The sequence below is a fragment of the Promicromonospora sp. NPDC110617 genome (genome assembly GCF_055598465.1).
On the sequence record NZ_JBVKBM010000003.1, the window covers coordinates 747,049 to 765,932 of the forward strand.

At 71.6% G+C, this 18,884-nt stretch carries 21 protein-coding genes; 9 read left to right on the forward strand and 12 right to left on the reverse strand.

The window, feature by feature from the left end; translation table 11 throughout:
• Window positions 1–25: 25 nt before the first annotated feature.
• On the reverse strand, window positions 26–457 hold the full coding sequence (locus ACZ7LE_RS21065; RefSeq protein ID WP_470405189.1) for a DUF6098 family protein: 432 nt from the start codon (window positions 455–457) through the stop codon (window positions 26–28).
• Window positions 458–686: 229 nt separating this feature from the next.
• Between ACZ7LE_RS21065 and ACZ7LE_RS21070 the strand changes: the two genes are divergently transcribed.
• On the forward strand, window positions 687–932 hold the full coding sequence (locus tag ACZ7LE_RS21070) for an acyl carrier protein (protein WP_470405190.1): 246 nt from the start codon (window positions 687–689) through the stop codon (window positions 930–932).
• A 17-nt stretch (window positions 933–949) separates the two neighbouring features.
• On the opposite strand, the gene ACZ7LE_RS21075 is transcribed toward ACZ7LE_RS21070, so the two are convergent.
• Window positions 950–1,348, reverse strand: coding sequence for a CBS domain-containing protein (locus ACZ7LE_RS21075; RefSeq protein WP_470405191.1), 399 nt, complete (start codon window positions 1,346–1,348; stop codon window positions 950–952).
• Window positions 1,349–1,403: 55 nt separating this feature from the next.
• A complete protein-coding gene (locus ACZ7LE_RS21080; RefSeq protein ID WP_470405192.1) occupies window positions 1,404–1,625 on the reverse strand; it encodes a CDGSH iron-sulfur domain-containing protein in 222 nt (73 codons plus the stop codon).
• A 173-nt stretch (window positions 1,626–1,798) separates the two neighbouring features.
• On the opposite strand from ACZ7LE_RS21080, the gene ACZ7LE_RS21085 reads away from it, so the two are divergent.
• Window positions 1,799–2,977: an iron-containing redox enzyme family protein gene (locus tag ACZ7LE_RS21085; RefSeq protein ID WP_470405193.1), complete on the forward strand. Its 1,179-nt coding sequence runs from the start codon at window positions 1,799–1,801 to the stop codon at window positions 2,975–2,977.
• Window positions 2,978–3,144: 167 nt separating this feature from the next.
• On the opposite strand, the gene ACZ7LE_RS21090 is transcribed toward ACZ7LE_RS21085, so the two are convergent.
• From ACZ7LE_RS21090 to ACZ7LE_RS21100, 3 genes are all read right to left on the reverse strand, one after another.
• Entirely contained in the window at window positions 3,145–4,473 is a 1,329-nt protein-coding gene (locus ACZ7LE_RS21090) for a cytochrome P450 (protein WP_470405194.1), read from the reverse strand.
• A 7-nt stretch (window positions 4,474–4,480) separates the two neighbouring features.
• Window positions 4,481–5,671 carry a zinc-dependent alcohol dehydrogenase gene (locus ACZ7LE_RS21095; RefSeq protein WP_470405195.1) on the reverse strand — a complete coding sequence of 397 codons (1,191 nt, stop codon included), beginning with the start codon at window positions 5,669–5,671 and terminating at the stop codon, window positions 4,481–4,483.
• Window positions 5,672–5,866: 195 nt separating this feature from the next.
• Window positions 5,867–6,430: a helix-turn-helix domain-containing protein gene (locus ACZ7LE_RS21100; RefSeq protein WP_470405196.1), complete on the reverse strand. Its 564-nt coding sequence runs from the start codon at window positions 6,428–6,430 to the stop codon at window positions 5,867–5,869.
• Between the two features lie 125 nt (window positions 6,431–6,555).
• Between ACZ7LE_RS21100 and ACZ7LE_RS21105 the strand changes: the two genes are divergently transcribed.
• From ACZ7LE_RS21105 to ACZ7LE_RS21115, 3 genes are all read left to right on the forward strand, one after another.
• On the forward strand, window positions 6,556–7,755 hold the full coding sequence (locus ACZ7LE_RS21105) for an MFS transporter (protein WP_470405197.1): 1,200 nt from the start codon (window positions 6,556–6,558) through the stop codon (window positions 7,753–7,755).
• Window positions 7,756–7,855: 100 nt separating this feature from the next.
• A complete protein-coding gene (locus ACZ7LE_RS21110; protein WP_470405198.1) occupies window positions 7,856–8,761 on the forward strand; it encodes an aldo/keto reductase in 906 nt (301 codons plus the stop codon).
• 10 nt (window positions 8,762–8,771) lie between these two features.
• The gene (locus ACZ7LE_RS21115; RefSeq protein WP_470405199.1) at window positions 8,772–9,788 is read left to right on the forward strand and encodes an aldo/keto reductase; all 1,017 of its coding nucleotides are present in this window, start codon (window positions 8,772–8,774) and stop codon (window positions 9,786–9,788) included.
• Window positions 9,789–9,995: 207 nt separating this feature from the next.
• On the opposite strand, the gene ACZ7LE_RS21120 is transcribed toward ACZ7LE_RS21115, so the two are convergent.
• Window positions 9,996–10,691, reverse strand: a complete 696-nt coding sequence (locus ACZ7LE_RS21120; RefSeq protein WP_470405200.1) for a TetR/AcrR family transcriptional regulator — start codon at window positions 10,689–10,691, stop codon at window positions 9,996–9,998.
• 96 nt (window positions 10,692–10,787) lie between these two features.
• Between ACZ7LE_RS21120 and ACZ7LE_RS21125 the strand changes: the two genes are divergently transcribed.
• A complete protein-coding gene (locus ACZ7LE_RS21125; RefSeq protein WP_470405201.1) occupies window positions 10,788–11,699 on the forward strand; it encodes an SDR family oxidoreductase in 912 nt (303 codons plus the stop codon).
• Between the two features lie 124 nt (window positions 11,700–11,823).
• Here ACZ7LE_RS21125 and ACZ7LE_RS21130 read toward each other — a convergent pair whose 3' ends face one another.
• From ACZ7LE_RS21130 to ACZ7LE_RS21145, 4 genes are all read right to left on the reverse strand, one after another.
• Entirely contained in the window at window positions 11,824–12,804 is a 981-nt protein-coding gene (locus ACZ7LE_RS21130) for a zinc-binding dehydrogenase (protein WP_470405202.1), read from the reverse strand.
• On the reverse strand, window positions 12,801–13,244 hold the full coding sequence (locus ACZ7LE_RS21135) for a MarR family winged helix-turn-helix transcriptional regulator (protein ID WP_470405203.1): 444 nt from the start codon (window positions 13,242–13,244) through the stop codon (window positions 12,801–12,803). The genes ACZ7LE_RS21130 and ACZ7LE_RS21135 overlap by 4 nt, the downstream gene beginning before the upstream one ends.
• 118 nt (window positions 13,245–13,362) lie before the next feature.
• Complete coding sequence (locus tag ACZ7LE_RS21140) at window positions 13,363–15,210, reverse strand: SigE family RNA polymerase sigma factor (protein WP_470405204.1); 1,848 nt, start codon at window positions 15,208–15,210, stop codon at window positions 13,363–13,365.
• 75 nt (window positions 15,211–15,285) lie between these two features.
• A complete protein-coding gene (locus ACZ7LE_RS21145; protein ID WP_470405205.1) occupies window positions 15,286–15,660 on the reverse strand; it encodes a hypothetical protein in 375 nt (124 codons plus the stop codon).
• Window positions 15,661–15,848: 188 nt separating this feature from the next.
• On the opposite strand from ACZ7LE_RS21145, the gene ACZ7LE_RS21150 reads away from it, so the two are divergent.
• The 3 genes from ACZ7LE_RS21150 to ACZ7LE_RS21160 are packed head-to-tail and all read left to right on the forward strand — an operon-like array spanning window position 15,849 to window position 17,889.
• A complete protein-coding gene (locus ACZ7LE_RS21150) occupies window positions 15,849–17,039 on the forward strand; it encodes an MFS transporter (RefSeq protein ID WP_470405206.1) in 1,191 nt (396 codons plus the stop codon).
• 35 nt (window positions 17,040–17,074) lie between these two features.
• The gene (locus ACZ7LE_RS21155) at window positions 17,075–17,560 is read left to right on the forward strand and encodes an SRPBCC domain-containing protein (protein ID WP_470405207.1); all 486 of its coding nucleotides are present in this window, start codon (window positions 17,075–17,077) and stop codon (window positions 17,558–17,560) included.
• Entirely contained in the window at window positions 17,557–17,889 is a 333-nt protein-coding gene (locus ACZ7LE_RS21160; protein WP_470405208.1) for an ArsR/SmtB family transcription factor, read from the forward strand. Before ACZ7LE_RS21155 ends, ACZ7LE_RS21160 begins: the two co-directional genes overlap by 4 nt.
• A 34-nt stretch (window positions 17,890–17,923) precedes the next feature.
• Here ACZ7LE_RS21160 and ACZ7LE_RS21165 read toward each other — a convergent pair whose 3' ends face one another.
• The gene (locus ACZ7LE_RS21165) at window positions 17,924–18,844 is read right to left on the reverse strand and encodes an SMP-30/gluconolactonase/LRE family protein (RefSeq protein WP_470405209.1); all 921 of its coding nucleotides are present in this window, start codon (window positions 18,842–18,844) and stop codon (window positions 17,924–17,926) included.
• Window positions 18,845–18,884: the final 40 nt, after the last annotated feature.

The window sequence follows — 18,884 nt, forward strand, 5'->3', positions numbered from 1 at the left end:
GCACCCACGGGACCGGGCGAGCGCTTCAGGTCCCGTCGGCCCCCGGTGCGAAGACCTGCCGGTAGAGCGCGCCTGCCTCCTCGACGACCGACGGGGCGAGGAAGGCCAGCGGCGTGATCTCGACCAGCAGGGGCTCGCAGTCCGGGCCGCGGGCGGAGACCTCGCCGGTCAGCAGCCACGGGAAGCGGCCGTGCACCATCAGGTGGGCGTACTGCCTGAGCTGCCGCGCGGCCCAGTGCTCCACGGGCCGGGTCCACCACGGCTCGGGCGTCATCGGGTTGACGCTCAGCCCCGGCATCAGGCACCCGCTCTCGTGGTCCTGGCTGACCGTCACCCGGTCCGCCTCCGGGCCCGCGCTGAACCGCACGTACACGGGCGCCAGGGCCTGCACCACGTCCGCGACCTCGGCCAGCGAAACCAGCCGTGGCACGCCCGGCAGTGCCTCAGGTGCGCTCATGTTCACCGTCCGATCCTCGCGCCACGCCTCCCAGCCTCGCCCCCACTACTGTCACCCGCATCAGCACGGATGTGCTCCTGGCAGGACTGTCGTCGGACCGGGGCGGCCCGGGAGTTGCGAGCGGAACCGTGCCTGCCATGGTGGAGAGAGGTCCAGATCTGGGCCGTTCATCTTCGTCGGCCGGTGCCTGACGCCCTGCCGGCGGAGTCGGCGCGTGGAGGGATGCATCATGGCAACCGGAGAGACCGGATTCGATGACGTCACGTTCGACCTCATTTCCGTGCAGTACCACTCGCTCAAGGCAGGCCACGACTACGGCCAGTATGTGCGTGACGCCCGCAACGCGGGCAAGGACGAGATCGCGGCCTTCTTCGAGCAGGTGATGGCCGAGGACTCGGAGCGTGCCCAGAAGTGCCACAGCTTCCTTGCCGACCTCACGGCCCAGGGAACGTCCGCGACGTCGCCGCAGGGCTAGGCACGGCGCCGAGGGCCTCACCAGGGGATGAGCGCGGTCGTCGGGTCGCGTTCGACGCCCAGGTCACCGAAGGTAAGAAGTCCGACAAGCGTGTCTCCGTCCAGGACCGGGACGCGGCGGACCCCGGCGGCGTGCATGACCTCGAACGCGTCCTCGACCAGGTCGGCGGGGCCCACGGCGACGGTCTTGCCGCTCGTGACCTGCCGCACGGTGGCGTCCGTCCCGAGCCCGGCAGCAAGACCTCGCACCACCAGGTCTCGGTCGGTGACGACTCCGATCGCCCTGCTCCCCGCCTGCACGACCAGCGCTCCGATGTCGCGCTCGGCCATCTCCCGGGCTGCTCGGCGCAGCGTCTCGCCCGCCTCCACCGTTGCCGGTACCGGGGTCATGAAGTCGGCGACAAGCGGATGGTCCATGGTGCACCTTCCCTTCTCGTTGCTCGGGGCGGCGGTCACCTCGCTGTCACGCGGCTCAGCCGTCGGACCGGTATCCGTTCACCTTGTGCGTCCCGTCGCACCAGGGCGCAATGGCGGTGCCACCGCAGCGGCACAGGGCGACGGTCGCGCGATGCCGCGGCACGGGCTCACCGCTCTGGTCCACGACCGTGAACGAGCCGCGCACCAGCAGCGGACCGTCGGGACACGCGACGACCGTGGCCTCGCCAGTGGGCGCACCGTCTGCTGATTCCGCCATGCCGCCTCCAAGCACCGTCATCCATGAGTTCCTCTAGAAAGTAGGACGATCGCTGCCACTCGCAACCTCGGCACGCCCCGGCTCGTCCCTCTTGCGAGCGGGCGGGTCCGTGGACACCATGACGCGACCACCCCGACGCGCCTCCGCGCACCTCACCAGGCAGGGAGCTTTCCATGACCTCCGTGACCGCCAGAACGTTCTCTCAGGTGCAGGACCGCGCTCCGCACGGCGTGGCCAAGGAGGAGGCACGCCGGACCCGGCGGCTCCCGCTTCCACGAGCCCGCGGCGCATTGAGCGCGGCCCTGCTCGCGACGCTCACCGACGGGCCGCCCTCGGAGGACGCGCAGGCGCGCGTCGCGACGTTGCGCGAGGCCGCCGACGACCTCGTCCGGCGAGGCCACGACGCTCTCCAGGACGAAGACCTTCAGCTCACGCTCACCGTGCTGTACGAGCTGCACAACCGCGGTGTCGACGAGGTCGACGACGCGTGGGAGTGGGAGCCCGGGCTGCTCGCCGTCCGTCAGTCGCTGGAGCGCCCGTTCGAGGCCGCCGTGCGATCCCGCGCCGGGCAGCCGACCTGCACGGACACGGACGCCGCAGGTGTGGCCCGTCGCCTGTTCCAGCTCACTGCGGCCGACGACGCGCCGAGCCTGGCGCGCTACGTCGCCAAGGACGCCGACTCCGAGCAGGCCCGCGAGTACCTCGTGCTCAAGTCGCTGTACCAGCTCAAGGAGGCCGACCCCCACACGTGGGCCATCCCGAGGCTGGCCGGCGCACCCAAGGCAGCGCTGGTCGAGATCCAGACGGACGAGTACGGCGGTGGCCAAGCAGGTCACATGCACGCGGAGCTCTTTGCCCGGGCCATGCGCGGCGCCGGGCTCGACGACGCGTACGGCCGGTACGTCGACGCCGTCCCCGTCCCGGTGCTGGTCGCGCTCAACACGATGTCGCTGTTCGGTCTGCACCGACGGCTCCGGGGCGCGATCGTGGGACATCTGGCCGCGTACGAGATGACGTCCTCGATCCCCAGCCGGCTGTACGGCAACGGGTTCCGCCGTCTCGGCCACGATGCGGGCACCACCCGTTATTTCGACGAGCACGTCGAGGCGGACGCGGTGCACGAGCAGATCGCCGGCCGGGACCTGGCCGGGCGCCTCGCCGAACAGGAGCCGGGCCTGCGGGACGACATCCTCCTCGGTGCCGCCGCCTGCCTGGCGGTCGAGGGGGACGTGTCCGCCTTCGCGCTCGACCGCTGGGAGCGGGGTGACTCCTCGCTCCTGGTCCCGCTCGACGACGTGTCGGTGCGCCCGGACCTCGGGACCCCTGAGGGAGACCCCGGCCGAGCCTTCTGAGGGGAAGAGATGATCACGGACGCGAACCAGGAGACCCAGGTCGTGACCCTGGGCGACCGTGAGGTGCGCCTGACGCACCTGCCCAAGGTTCTCAACCCGGCGACTCGGCGACGCTCGTCTGGCTCGCCGGAACCGGCCCTGGGCGCGGCGACCCCTCGCCGACAACGTCAAGGCGGCGTGATGGCATTGCTGGCGCTGGCGAGACCGAACCGCAGGCCGAAGTGGTCCATCGTGGCCGGGAGCGGGTCGCTCGCGAGGTGACGCCCGCGCTCGACCGTCAGGTCGTGCGCGGCCAGGTGCGCGAGCAGGTGTGACGTGACCAGGAGGACGACGTTCCGTCCCGGGCACGAGACCGGGCCGCCGCTGAACGGCACCAGCCCCCAGTCGGCGTGGTTTCGGCCGTCCAGCCAGGCCTCGGGGACGAAGCCGTCAGCATGGTCGAGCCGCTCCGGGTCACGGTGGAAGAACGTGCTCACCACGGCGAACCCGGTACCGCCGGGCAGGGTGCGGTCGCCCCAGGTGGTCGGACCGGTCGAGTCCCGCAGCACCACCAGCGTCGTCGGCCACAGGCGCAGCGACTCCAGCACGCAGGCGCGTGCGTACGGCAGCAGCGCGGGCCCGGCACCAGGCGCCACCTCGGCGAGGAGCCGCGCGCGCACCTCGGGCCGGGCGGCGACGACCGCCAGCGCCCGGAGGGTCGCCGCCCCGGCGGCATCGAAGGCGAAGAGCCAGTGCGGCACCTGACCCGGCGCTGTCACGGACCCTGCGGCGTGCGCAGCCGCGGCCAGCGTGCCCGGCTCCGGCGTGGCGACGTACGACTCGACGCGGCGGGCGAGCTCGGCGCGGAGTCGGTCGTTGCGCGGGTGGAACCACGACCAGTTGGCGTCACGGCGCAGCGCGTCGAGCACGTCCACGAGCTCGCCATCGGTGCGTGCCGCCGGCCCGAGCACGACCTGGAGCACGATCTCCCACCAGGTGTCGGTGAACGTCGACGCGTCGAACCCGCCGGAGTCGTGCAGCTGCCGGGTCAGGGCCGCCGCGCCGTGCCGCACGGCGTCGGTGAAGGCGGCTCCGTCGTCGTGCACGGGCATCTCGGGCCGCAGCACGGTCTCGTTGAAGGGGCGACGGTACCGCCGGTCCGTGGTGGTCGAGATCAGGACGCCGTCCGGCTGGAAATGTCTCAGGGCCCCGACCTTCTCCCTGGTCGCGGGGGTGAACGGCTCGGGCGAGCCCTCGAGCAGGCGCTGCACGTCGCGCGGCTCGGTGACCACCACCAGGCGGCGGGGCCCGATCCGCAGCACGAGCGGGGCGCCGTCGTGCCGGGCGCGCAGACCGGCAAGGACCGTGCGTGCGGTGCGGTCGGTCTGGTGCCGCTCCGCCCAGGCCGTGGCACGCGGACGGCGGATGATCGCACCCTGGGCGACGAGCGGCGCGAGGACGGCCGTGACCACCCGGGTCGTCTCGGCCGGGTTCAGGTCGACGGGTGTGGGCGTCATGAGGTCGTCAGGCCGCCGGGTCGAGCACGACCTTGATGCAGCCGTCCTCCTTGTGCTGGAACATGTCGTACGCCGCGGGCGCCTGCTCCAGCGGCCAGCGGTGGGTCCGCAGGTCCAGCACGCCCAGGGGGTCGGCCGGGTCGCTCACCAGCGGCAGGAGGTCGTCGGTCCAGCGCCGGACGTTGGCCTGTCCCTGCCGGATCGTGACCTGCTTGTCGAAGAGCGTGAGCATCGGCAGCGGGTCCTTCGCGCCACCGTAGACGCCCGCGAGGGAGAGGACGCCGCCGCGGCGCACGAGGTCGATGCCGGTCAGCAGCGCCGCCAGCCGGTCCGTGCCCGCGTGCTCCACCATCGGCTTGGCCAGCACGTCGGGCAGCACGCCGGCCGCCTTCTGCATCGCCTCCGCGACGGGTGACCCGTGCGCCTCCATGCCGACCGCGTCGATCACCGCGTCCGGGCCTCGTCCGTCGGTCAGGTCGCGGACGGCGCCGACGACGTCGGTCCGGTTCTGGTCGATCACCGTGGCCCCGTGCCGGGCCGCCATGGCCAGCCGCTCGGGCACGAGGTCGACGCCGACCACCAGCGCGGCACCCCGGTGCGCGGCGACCCGGGCCGCCATCTGGCCGATCGGGCCCAGGCCGAGCACGACGACCGACCCGCCCTCGGGGACCTGCGCGTACTCGACCGCCTGCCACGCGGTCGGCAGCACGTCGGACAGGTACAGGTAGCGCTCGTCGGGCTCGCCGTCGTCGGGCACCACGACCGGGCCGTACTGGGCCTGCGGGACCCGCAGGTACTGCGCCTGCCCGCCGGGGACCTGCCCGTACAGCTTGGTGTACCCGAACAGTGCGGCGCCGCTCCCCTGCTCGGTGACCTGGGTCGTCTCGCACTGCGACTGCAGGCCGCGCTCGCACATCCAGCACCGGCCGCACGCGATCCCGAACGGGACGACCACACGATCGCCGGGCTTCAGGTCGCCCGCCTCGGGGCCGACCTCCTCGACCACGCCCATGGCCTCGTGGCCCAGCACGTCGCCCTTGTCGAGGAACGCGCCCAGCACGCTGTACAGGTGCAGGTCGGAGCCGCAGATCGCGGTCGAGGTGACACGGACGATCGCGTCCGTCGGCTCCTTGAGCACCGGATCCGGTACGTCCTCGACGCCGACCTGCTCCTGGCCCTGCCACGTGAGTGCTCGCATGTTCGCCGTCCGTCCTGTGAGGGTTGGTCCGACACTGGTCGAGGTCGCGGCACGGGCCGGTCGAGCCGGCCGTCCCCCGCTCCTCTCGTCGTGTCGCCGAGCCGGGTTCGCCCAGGTCCGGCTCCCTCGACGCTAGGACGGGGCCGCGGCACTCGCAGCGCGTCGCCGTGCTGCTCTGCGGTCAGCGCTCGGTGATCAGCCCACGCCCCGAGGGATGGTCACCACCCACAGGAAGTCGGTCTCGTCCGACGCGGCCTCGAACGCGTACGCCGGGTCGTTGACGACCCGGGCCGACTCCGACTCCTCGACGTACACCTCGGCCGCGCTCGACCGGAGGCGGAGCCGGCCACGCAGCACGTGCACCATGGAGTCGGGCGCACCGGCCTCCGGGGCCGTCTGGTAGATGTCGTCGCCCACGACGTGCCACTTCCACAGCTCCACCGACACGTCGCTCGTCTCGGTGGCCTTCAGCAGGTAGGCCCAGCTGCCGCTCACCGTCGACCAGATCTCGACCCCGTCGGGTGACGGCTCCCCGAGCACGCCGACCAGCGACGCGAAGGTCGTCCCCAGGGCGGAAGCGATGCGGTCGACCGTCGCCAGGCTGGGGTTCGCCTGTCCGAGCTCGATCTGCGTGAGCATCCGTCGGCTCACGTCGCTGAGCTCGCCGAGCCGCGCGACGCTCAGCCCCGCGCCTGTCCGCAGCGTCCGGATGCGCCTGCCCACCAGGACCGCCACCTCGGGTCGAATCCGCTCGGCCATCCACCCTCGTCTCGCGAACACGTCACCACCCCACGCAGAGTGAGCAATATACTGCTCACCGCGCGTGGTCCGGCCGAGGAGCCGGCCGCAGCGGCATTCTACGAACACGAGGACACGAGGCACGGATGGCTCAGGACCAGGCGATCACCACGGAGCGGCAGACGGGTGTACCCCGGTCCCGACGGGACGTGCTGCGCTGGCAGGCCGGGTACGGGACGTTCGGCGTGCCGCAGGCAGCGGCCCCGATCGCGTTCGCCCTGGTGGCGCTCCCGGTCACGGGTACGGCCGGGGCGGGCGCCACGATGGTGCTCGCCATGACCGCCGCCCAGATCGTCTTCGCCGTCCCGGTGACGCGCCTGGGCCGCAGGTTCAACGGCGTCCACTTCCTGCGCGCACTCATCGCCGTGCGCACTCTCGCGCTCGCCGCAGTCACCGTGCTCGCTGCCGTCGGGGCGCCCTTCACGACCCTCGTCGTCGCCGTCGTCGCGGCCGGGGCCGTCAACGGCGCCGCGTACGGCTACCAACGGCTCCTGCTGAACTACCTCGTCGCCCCACGGGACCTGCCCCGGGCCCTGGGCGTGGCCGCGACGCTGAACGAGGTCACCTTCGCCCTGTCGCCCGTGCTGGCATCGGTCGTCGGCGCGGTCTCCCCCGTCTGGGCCATGGCCGCGGTGACCGCGCTCGGCCTGGGCCCGATGCTTCTCATGCCGAACCTGCCCGAGGCGCGCGGCCTGGGCATCGACGAGCCACGGCGCGCACGGCAACGGATCCCGCGCACGGCGTTCGTCTGGCTGTTCTGCGCCGCCGCCGGCGGAGGCGCGGTCGCCGCCGTCGAGGTCGGTGCCGTCTCGTTCGCGCTCGCTTTCGGGCTCGCACCTCAGTGGGCCTTCCTCTTCGCGCTCCTCCTGTGCGTGGGTTCGGTCGCCGGCGGTGTGTGGGTGAGCGTCCGGAACCGGGTGCCCGCGCTCCGCACGGTCGTCGCCGCGCTCGCGGTGACGGCCGCGGGCTCCGGCCTGATCCTCCTGGGTGGGCACATCGCCCTCGCGCTCGCGGGCGCCGCGGTGATCGGCTTCTTCCTGCCGTTCCTGGGCACCTTCTACTCACTGGCTCTCGACCGGCTCGCGCCACCCGACCGCCGGGCCGAGCTGTTCGCACTCCTGCGCACGGCGACCTCGCTCGGCGTAATCGCCGCCAGCGGCCTCCTCGCCCTGCTCGGGCTGCGTGCAGCACTCATCGGGACCTTCACCCTCCTCGTGCTCGCCGTCCTGCTCACGACAGCGCACACCCTGATGACCGGCAGGCAGCGGGGGCCACGCCCGGTGTGACGCGGGAGGTCCGGCCTGCTCCGGTGTGATCGGGGGTGCCCGGCCAGCGGGGTAACAGCAGAACCTGCCACATCTGGCCAAACCTTCCTAGCGTGGGGACATGACCTTGAACGAGCAGATCCCCACCCTGACCCTGCACAACGGCGTCGAGCTGCCTGCCCTGGGCTACGGCGTCTTCCAGACCCCGCCCGATCAGACGGTCGAGGTCACCACCGAGGCCCTCCGGGTCGGCTACCGGCACATCGACACCGCTGCCGCGTACGGCAACGAGCGCGAGGTCGGTGAGGCGCTGCGCCGCTCCGGGGTCGACCGGTCCGACGTCGTCGTCGAGACGAAGGTCTGGGCCAGCGACTACGGCTACGACCAGACGCTGCACGCGTTCGACAAGGCGTCGGCCAAGCTCGGCCTCGACCAGCTCGACATCCTCATCCTCCACCAGGTCGCGGCGAACCTGTTCGACCGGACGATCGACGCCTACCGCGCGCTCGAGCAGTTGCTCGCCGACGGCCGGGTGCGCGCCATCGGCGTCAGCAACTTCCCCGTCCCGCGGCTGACGCAGCTCATGGACGCAACCGACGTGGTCCCCCACCTCAACCAGGTCGAGCTGCACCCGTACCACTCGCAGCCGCAGCTGCAGGAGTTCCACCGGGAGCACGGCATCCTCACGCAGGCGTGGTCCCCCATCGGCGGCATCACGTTCTACCCCGGCCCGTGGGGCGAGGACCGCCGCAGCGTCCTGGACGACCCCACGATCGGCGAGATCGCCGCCGCCCACGGGGTCTCCCCGGCGCAGGTCATGCTGCGCTGGCATCTGCAGCAGGGCCGATCGGCGATCCCCAAGTCGATCAACCCCGACCGGATCCGCCAGAACCTCGACATCGCGGGGTTCTCCCTCTCGGCCGACGAGCTGGCCCGGGTCGACGCCCTCGACACGGGCACGCCGAGCGGTCCTGAACCGGAGCGCGAGTTCGACGACCGACTGCTCTTCCCCATCCCGGAAGCCTGAGGAGACCACCATGGACTACCGCCCGCTCGGACGCACCGGCGTCCGGATCAGCCCGCTCACGCTGGGCGCCATGATGTTCGGCCCCTGGGGCAACGACGACCGCGACGACGCCACCCGGATCATCCACCGCGCCCTCGATGCGGGGATCAATGTCATCGACACCGCAGACGTGTACTCCGCGGGGGTCTCCGAGGACATCGTCGGCGAGGCCATCTCCGGCCGCCGCGACGAGGTCTTCCTCGCCACCAAGTTCTTCATGCCGATGGGCGACGACCCCAACCACCGCGGCGGGTCGCGCCGCTGGATCATCCGCGAGGTCGAGAGCTCGCTGCGGCGCCTGAAGACCGACCACCTGGACCTGTACCAGGTCCACCGGCCTGACCCGGCCGTCGACGTGACCGAGACGCTCGGCGCCCTGACCGACCTGGTCCGTCAGGGCAAGGTTCGCTACATCGGATCGTCCTCGTACTCCGGGTCGCAGATCGTCGAGGCCCAGTGGGCCTCGGCCGACCGTCGCCTGGAGCGGTTCGTCACCGAACAGCCGCCCTACTCCATCCTCGTGCGCGGCATCGAGGAGGACATCCTGCCCGCCGTCCAGCGCCACGGGATGGGCACGCTGACCTACAGCCCGCTCAGCGGCGGATGGTTGTCGGGTCGCTGGCGCAAGGATGCGGCGTCGTCCCCGACATCCAGCGCCCGGCCCGGTGCGCGGTTCGACATGACCCGTCCCGCCAACCAGCGCAAGCTCGACGTCGTCGAGAACCTCGCACAGCTCGCCGAGAAGAGCGGCCTGTCCTTGATCGAGATGTCCATCGCCTGGGTGATCAACCACCCCGGCGTAACCTCCGCGATCGTCGGCCCCCGCACGATGGAACAGCTCGAGTCGTACCTGCCGGCCCTGGACGTCACACTCAGTGCCGACGTCCTCGACCGGATCGACGAGATCGTCGCCCCCGGCGTCACCGTCAACCCCGACGACAACAGCTACGGCGCACATGAGCTGACGCCGTCGGCGCGACGCCGCTGAATCACTCGCTGCCCGCCAAGACTTCGACGACGAGACCACACGACCGGGCTGACACCCCGGCCGGGCCGCCGCCCGCCCGGTGCTCCGGCGCCGTTCGACCGTCGCGCTCAGCTCCTGGATTCGAAGCCTGGGTGACGGTCCGCTTCCATCAATCGATTCTCGGCCCGGCACGGGCAGATCTCAGGCGGAGCAGCCAAACAGACGCGTTCAGGTTCCAGCATCGAGAGGCGAGATGGCCTGCTCGCCTGCCCGGGCGAGCAGGCCTGCGTAGGTCAATGTGAGTGTGCTGCGCATGAACGGTTGGTACTCAGTCTGCTGGGCCGTCAGGGCCGGGTCCGCCTCATAGGCGGCAACAAGCGCATCGGAGGGCCGACTGTGCGGCCAGGCGCCTGCCGTCATGAGCAGCGTGACGGCGACCGACTGGTACGCATCCTCCGGTGAGAGTTCGGGCAGCGCGCGGGTGATGGCCCGGACGAGCATCTGCACAGGTTCGGCCATGTTTCGCTTGTGCGCAAGAGCCACCTCGGTGGAGATGTTGCGCTCCAGCACCCCGGCCTGGGCACTGATGAGGTCGCACATCACGGGCCTGGCGGCGAGCGTGGCCGCCAGGCCTGCGGCGACCTGCTCCGCGCGCTCTCGCACCGGTCCCGACACCCGCGCAAGCTCCGCCTCGACCTGGGAGGACCAGTCGCGGAGCTGGGCGTTGAGCAGCTCGAGCAGGATCGCCTCGCGCGACTCGAAGTAGCGCAGCACGTTCGACGTGGCCAGGCCGACCCGACGACTGATCCCGTTGAGGCTCACCTGCGCGACCGGCATCTCGGCCAGCATCGATGCCGTCGCGGTCAGGATGGCGATGCGCCGCTCCTCCCGCTGCTCCGCGCTGCGTGCCCGCTGAAAGCTCATGGGCCCAGTATTACAGAACACCCCTCTCTTGTTAAGAGAACAGCAGTATGTTAGCGTCGCCGGATACAACAGAACGCTGTTCTCTAAGGAGGGGACATGGCCTACGAGATCCCGGACCAGACCGGCCGGCTGGCGATCGTCACGGGTGCCAACAGCGGCACGGGCAAGGAGGCAGCTCGCGGGCTGGCCGCCGCCGGCGCGAGGGTGATCATCGCCGTGCGCAGCACGACCAAGGGCGCGGACGCACGGAAGAGCATCCTGGCCCAGCACCCCACGGCAGACATCGAGGTACGTCACCTGGACCTGGCCGACCTGTCCAGCGTCGAGGGGTTCACCGAGCAGCTGATCGCCGAGGGGCGCCCGGTGGACCTGCTACTGAACAACGCCGGCGTCATGATGCTCCCGAAGCGCTACGAGACCGTCGACGGGCTCGAGATGCAGCTCGGCACCAACTTCTTCGGCCACTTCGCACTCACCGTGCGACTGCTGCCCCTCCTGCTGCGGGCGCAGGCCCCGCGGGTGGTGACGATGTCCAGCGGGAACCAGGCACCGATCGACTTCGACGATCTCAATTGGGAGAGGAGCTACGACGCCAACGGTGCGTACGGCCGCTCGAAGCTGGCCGACCTGCTCCTGGGCCAGGAACTGGCCCGCATCGCCAAGCGTCGCGGTTGGAACCTGCTGTCCCTGGGTGCTCACCCCGGTAATGCATCGACCAGCATCTTCGACAACGGCGCCCAATACGGCGACCGACCCATCCTCGCGATCCGGATCGCCTGGCGGATCACACCGCAGCACTCCGCCGCGGCCGGTGCCGCGCCGATGTTGTACGCCGCGACCCGACCCGACGTGACCCAGGGCGGGTACTACGGCCCCCGCTTCAACCTGGTCGGACGGCCCGGACCGGCGAAAGTTTCTCGGCGTGGCCAGGACGAACAGACCGCCGCCCGCCTCTGGGCCGAAGCCGAACGACTCACCGGCGTCTCCCTGGATTCCGTCGGCGTCTAGACCGGCGAACCGCCCACCACCCCAAGGCTCAGAACACAGGCACCGCAAGACCCTCGTTCCCGCGCCAGGAGCGCGGAGTCGCGCTGCGCAAGCCAGCGCGCGTGCCAGATCTCCAGCGGAACGATCACAGCAGCACCACGCCCTTCCCGCCGAGCGTGCCAGCCTCCATGTCGCGGTGGGCGGCCTGGATCTCCTCGAGCCGGTACACGCGTCCGACCGGCACGACGGCGCGACCCCCGGCGACGTCGTCGAGGAAGTCCTGCAAGGTGGCGGGCGCGAGGTCCGTCCCCTCGCCGGAGTAGGCGGTCAGCCGCACACCGTTGGGCAGCCAGTCCATCGGGTAGAACTCCGGGATCGTCCACTGGTCGGAGAGCATCCCGGTGAAGCAGGCCGTACCGCCGGTGCGCACCGCACGGAGGGTGTCGCGCAGGACGTTGGTGCCCACGAGCTCGACGGCGCCGTCCACCCCGCCAGGCACGAGCTCGCGGACCGCCGACGCCACGGCTCCGTCGTCAACCAGCACGTGGTCGACACCGACCGATTCCAGCAGTGCCCGTCTGCCGGCAGACCGTGTCGTGGAGACGACGGTCATCCCGCGTGCCTTGCCGAGCACGGCAAGTGCCAGGCCGACGGACGAGGTGCCTCCGCGGATGAGCAGCGACTGCCCGTCCCGCGCTTGGAGGCCCACCCGCAGGGATCCGGCCGCGGTCTGCAGCATCTCGGGCACGGCCCCGAGCACCGCCCAGGGCAGGTCACTGCGGAACGGGATCACCTGCCTGGCCGGCACGGTCACGTACTGGGCGTAGCCGCCGTCGAACTCGCGACCCATCCCGCCCATCATTGTCGCCACCTGCGTGCCCGCGGCCAGCAGGCCGTCCGCGTCCAGGTCGACGACCCCGACCGCCTCGATGCCCGGCACTCGGGGAAAGGACCCGCTGTAGGCAACTCCTTGACGAAAGTGCAGCTCGGACCTGTTCAGGCCGAACGCCTCGACCCTGATCCGCACCCATCCGGCCCTGGGCTCCGGGACGGGCACCAGCCGCACCTGCAGCATCTCCGGACCGCCCGGCCCGTCAAGCACCACGGCACGCATCGTCCTGGTCATCTCGTCACCCCCGGAACCCTCTGGTCCGCGGTCAGCTGCGTGCGCAGCAACGAGAGCTGACGGGTCATCTCGGCGACGTCGACTCCCGACCCCGCCAGATGCTCGTCAAGAGCCCCGGTCGCGACCTGGTCAGCGGTCTCGAGCGCAGCCACACCCGGTCGAGTGAGCACGACCAGGGCCGAGCGGCGGTCGTCCGGGTTGGGCTCGCGTCGGACCAGCCCGGCCCGCTCGACTCGGTCCACGAGCTTGCTCGCCGCTCCGACCGTGATCGAAAGATCCGCGGCGAGCTCGTTGACCCGACACCGTCCCGCGTACCGGTCGACCACCCGGAGGGCCTCCAACTTCGCCAGCGTGATCGCCCCCTCGGTGGCGAGTCGGTCCTCCACCATCGCCCACAGGTCGGTCTCGTACCGGACCAAGGCGTCGAAGAAAGGTTGCATACCCGGCCCAACTATCTGCCGAGGAATAATATTCCTAGGAATATATGCCCAACGGGCCTCCCCGAGCGCTCGGGGTGCGGCGCAAACAGGTCGCCGGCTGCGAAGACGGCTCGAGGCGTCATCCTTCCACCGCCACGATCCGCGCCAGGTGCTCCCGCAGAGCGGATCCCCCGGACTCCACGGTGACCCAGGACAGCCACTCTCCCGCCACGGCGACCTCGACGACCCTGTCGCCCAGCCGGTAGACCCGGCCGCCGAGCAGCAGATGTCCCGTTCCCTCGTTGTCCCGCGAGCTCGTCCAGACCACCGTTCCGCCGTCGACGTCTATCCCCGACGCTTCTCCGTCCAGCTCGACCAGCGTCATGGCCCCCGTCTCCCGGTCGAGCACCTCGAGGCCACCCGGCAGGCCCCACGCGAGCAGGGCGCTCGACGCCGCCATCTCGGTCACCGTCTCGAGGGAGTTGCCGGCTACCGGCGCGAGCTCCACAGGCACTCGCCGGACGCCGTCGTCCCGCCGATCGGCGAACACGATGCCCGTAAGGACGTTGTTCCGCGCCCACACGACCCCGTCCGGCGTGACGGCGAACGCGGTAGCGCCGGTGGCCAGGATCTCGGCCTCCCCGGTCGCTCCGGTCGCCAGCGGGACCTGCGCCTGCTCGATCTCGCCCTGGTCCGCGAGGCGCTGCAGGTGCAGATACGCGCCACTCAGCCCGATCCGGTACCCCACCGGCACCGGATCGCCGGACGACTCGACGAGCGTGCGCACCTCGGGGTCCCGCACGTCGTCGACGACGCGGACCGCCCACGACGCCGACTCGCTCCTGGGCGTCGCCACCTCCAGCCAAGCGACGCGGTCGCCCTGCCGCACGACGTCCGAGATCTCGGCGCGGCGTCCGTCGACCGTGCCGTTGACGGCCACCAGGCTGGTTTCACCCGTGGCCTCGCGCAGCTCCAGGACCAGCTCCTGGTCGGGGGAACTGTCGCCGTCGTCGGAACCCGGGGGCATATCGGCGAAGGTGATGACCGAGCCGTCCGCCGCGAGGGTGTCCGGCAGACCTGCACCCGCCGTCGGCTCGCCCACCCCGACAACGACCCCCGCCTCCACGGCGTCCGGTGCCGCCCCCACGTCCACGGTGAGGACGCACCGCCCCTCCAGCCAGGGCGGGACATCCTCGGCCGAGGTCTCCGCCGGGCAGTCCCCGAGCGAAAGGTCGGTGTCGCCGTCGGGCCGTTCCAGGCCCACGAGCGACCGGAACCATTCGCTGCCCGGGAGCGCGACCAGGCCCGCGCCCGGGACCGTGACCGGCCCCGCCAGGAAGAACACCACCAGGAGAGCGGCCACCCCGCCGAGCACCCCTTGCACCGTGCGCCGTCTGCGCAATGCCGCCCGGCTCCCGCCGACCGTCTCGGCCGCGTCGCGGTGCGGCACGGGGATGTCCGCCAGGTCCGCGTGCTCCAGGATGACGCGCAGATTCTCCAGGCCACGCGCGTTCGCCGACTTCACGGTCCCCACCGACCTCCCCAGCTCACCGGCGACCTGCGCCTCGGACAAGTCCAGCAGGTGCCGCATGACCACCACCCGGCGCTGCTGCAGCGGTAGCTGCGCCAGCGCCCGGACCAGCTCGTCCCGCACGGCGACGCGAGCAGCGTGGTCCGGGGTGTCGGGCAGCCGGAGCACGTCGTCGCCGGGCAGATCCGTGCGACCGGTGCGGCGCCAGGTATCGGTGCGCAGGTTGACGAGGACCCGGCGGGCGTAGGCACGCGGCTCGCTACCAACCCGGTGCCACGACCGGTAGACCCGCTCGAACGTGCTCTGGACCAGGTCCTCGGCCCGGTGCGGGTCGCCGCACAGCAGGAACGCGGTGCGGAACAGGTACGGACGGGCGTCCCTGACGAACGCGACGAACTCCTGGTCCTTGGAACGGACCACACGGACCTCGGCCCGCTCGGGTGCGTGGATGCTCATGTTCCCCATGACGCACCCCCTCCCCGGAAGGTTCAGCCGACGACGACAGAGCTCGGCGTGCTCCACGCGACCCGCTCAGCCGCGCACGCCTCCCCAGGTGACGAACTGGACGGCCAGGACGCCTAGTATCGCCAGGCCGCAGAGCGCCCACACCGCTGCGACGACCGACCGCCGACCGACGGTCAGCAGGAGGAACGTCACCGCGCTGTAGCCGACCGAGAGCACAACCGCCGAGACGAAGGCCGGTGTGAACCGGGCGCGGGGCCCGCACCCGGCCGGGGCCGGATAGATCAGCGGGCACACCGTGCCGACGCCCGGAGGGTAGGCCAGCGCCCAGATGTCCAGGAGCGCCCAGACCACGATCGCCGCCGCGACAGCCAGCTCGACCGCGAGCACCAGGACACGGAGGGCGTCATTGCGGCGGCGGTCGCCGATCTCGACTTCTCCCACGAACCGGAGGATATCGACGGCGCACGCACCAACGCCACGGAACGCAGCAACGCCGGCCGAGTATATGCAACCCTGGGGTTGCATGTCGCCGAGAACCGTGTCAGGCTCTTGTGCAACCACAGAGTTGCAGATACTCGGAGGTCCTGATGCCTGATCGACGGAGTCGTACCGAAGGAAGTCGTTCCCGAGTGACGATCGCCCTGAGCGTGCTGTTCCTCGGGACGTTCGTGATGGGGTGCGCCGAGATGCTCGTCGCGGGCATGCTCGACCTGATGGCCGCTGACCTCGCCGTCCCCCTGTCCGCGGTGGGCGCGCTGGTGTCCGCGAACGCGATCGGGATCGCGATCGGCGGACCCCTGCTGACGTTCCTGACCGCCCGGCTCGACCGGCGGCCGGTGCTGCTCAGCGCGCTCGCCGTGTTCACGGCGCTGAACCTGCTGCCCGCCCTCGGCGCCGGCCTGGAGGCCTTCGTCGCAGCCCGGGTCGCGATCGGCGCGGTGGAGGGGCTGTTCATCGCGGCCGCAATCACCACCGCGACCTCGATCGTGCCCCGGGACCGCGCCGGGCGGGCGATGGCGGTCGTGATCTCCGGGTTCGCCGTCTCCGGCGCGGTGGGGATGCCGCTGGGCCGGCTGCTCGGCCAGGCGGTGGGGTGGCGCGCGTCGTTCCTCGTCGTGGTCCTGGCGGCGGCCGCCGCTCTCCTGGTCGCCGTGCTCATCGTCCCCCGGGTACCGGCCGAGACCGGGGTCCGGATCCTGGGTCAGCTGCGGTTCGCGCTCGCACCGCGCGTGCTGGCGGTGCTCGCGGTGGGTGCCCTGCTGTTCGCCGGCTCCTCGGCGGCGCAGACCTACCTCGTCCCCTTCCTGGGCGACGTCGCCGGGGTCTCCGGACCGTGGATCGGGGCGTGTCTGCTGGCCTTCGGGATCGCCGCCACGGTGGGCTCGTTCGCGGGCGGCAGGTTCGCCGACGCCGGAGCCGCGCGCGCCCTGGTGCTCGGCGCCGTCGGCGTGGCGACCTCGCTCGCCGGGCTCGCCCTCTGGGGCGCGAGCCCCGTCGCCGCGGTGGTCGGACTGCTCGCCCTCGGCATCTGCGGTGCGGGCATCACGAGCCCCTGGCAGCACCGCGTCGAGCACCTCGCCGGCCCCGGCGCCATCCTCGCGGCCTCCCTGCCCGCGTCGGCCGGCAACCTCGGCGACGCCATCGGCGCCTTCGCCGGAGGGCAGGCGATCGACGTCGGCGGCGTCCCCGCGGCGATCGTGACGGCCGCGGTCCTCGCCACGGTGTCCGTCGTCGCCGCGATCGTGACCCGCTCGCTGCGCCCCGCGCTCGCACCGCAAGCGGAAGTGCCCGCAGAACCCGAACCCGCCACCGCCTCCTGACCGCCGACGTACCAGACCACGGACACAACACAGAGATGGGAACGCTCATGGAGAACACGCAGAACCCCCAGGCAGTGATCGACGCCGACACCTTCACCGTGCGACGCACGATCCGGATCGACGCACCCGTCGAGAAGGTCTGGCGCACCGTCACCGAACCCGAGCTGATCTCGCAGTGGTTCGGCCAGGTGACGCTCACTGGTTCCGGCGCCGGCGCCCTCGGCACGATCGGCTGGCCCGGCGAGCGCCGGGTGCCGATCCGGGTCGAGACCTTCGAGCCCCCGAAGGAGGTCTCCTACCGCTGGTGCAACGAGGAGGGCCCGCTCCCGGACACCGTCGACGAGCAGCGTTCGACGGTCTTCACCTTCACCCTCGAGGCGATCTCCGGCGGCACCCGGCTCACCGTCGTCGAGACCGGGTTCGAGCACACCGGCGACCCGACGGGGCTCATGACCGACCACCGTGGCGGCTGGGACGGGGAGCTCGACAAGCTCGTCGCCCTCCTCGAGGGCCGGGCATGAGCACCGGACCATCCCTGGACGGAGCCGTGGTCGCCATGTGCAGCGCACTCGCCGACGAGACCCGGTGGAGCATCCTGACCGCCCTCGGCCAGGGCGACGCCTCGGCGTCCGCCCTGGCCCGGAGCCTGCCCGTCACCCGGCAGGCCATCGCGAAGCATCTCGCGGTGCTCCAGGAGGTCGGCCTGGTGGAGACCGTGCAGGTCGGCCGCGAGGTGCGGTACCGCGTCATCGGGACCGAGCTCAGCGCCGTGGCCCGCCGCCTCGACGCCATCGGTACCGAGTGGGACCGCCGTCTCGCCGCCATCAAGCACATCGCCGAGACCATCTGACCGCTGACCCCAGGGACGCCGCCGCTCCCCGGGGTCAGCCGCCGTTCGACTGTCGGGTCCCCTCGGCCAGCGCGTCGAACCGGTAGACGAAACCGCCCGCGGGACCGCTGACCGTCGCGTAGGCGTCCGTGGCCCCTGGCCGGATCGCGATGTTGGTCGCGGACTGCAGGCCCTCGTCCTCCGCCGGGATCGAGATCGTGGTCAGGTGCGTGCCGTCGGGGCCGTACACCCGGACCTCCGGGCGGCCGTGCATGCCCTGGTAGACGTTCCCCGCGGCGTCGACGGCGTTCGAGTCCGTCTGGGCGACACCGCCGTCGACCTGGATCGCCGTGTGCCCCGAGACGACCGCCTTCCGGTCCTGGTCGAGGACGAGCCGGTCGATGCGGTTGGCGTCGAGGTGGCTGACCCAGAGCGCGTCGCCGCCGACGTCGAGCGAGATCCCGTTCGGGTTCGGCTGGTCGTCCGCCAGCACGGTCACCCGACCCGTGTCGCCATCGACCCGCAGCACCCGGCCCGCCGGTTCCCCGCTCGGGTAGGGCGTGTACGCGGAGTCGGTGACGAACATGTTCCCCGCCTCGTCGAACGTGAGGTCGTCGGGGTGCATGGCGCGGCCCTTGACCCGGCCCTCGGCGACGGTCCTGGGGTCGTCGCCGTCGGGGGTGATGCTGACGATCCGCCCGCCCGCGTAGTCGGTGAGGTAGAGCCGCCCGTCCACGGGGCTGAACTGCGCCGAGGTGTAGGCACCGGCGGTGTCGGTGAAGACCGGGTCGACCTCCCGGGTGTCGAGGTCGACCGCCATGACCTTGGGCTCGCCGGCCGGAGCCGTGACGTCCACCAGGTAGAGCCTGCCGTCCTCGCCGAAGGTGGGCCCCTCCAGCAGGGTCATCCCGGTCGCCTCGTGCACCGAGGTCACCTGGAGGACGCGTTCGGCGGTGCCCGCCCGATCGTCAGGCACGGAGGCCACCTCGCCCGAGGCACAGCCGGCCACCGCGGCC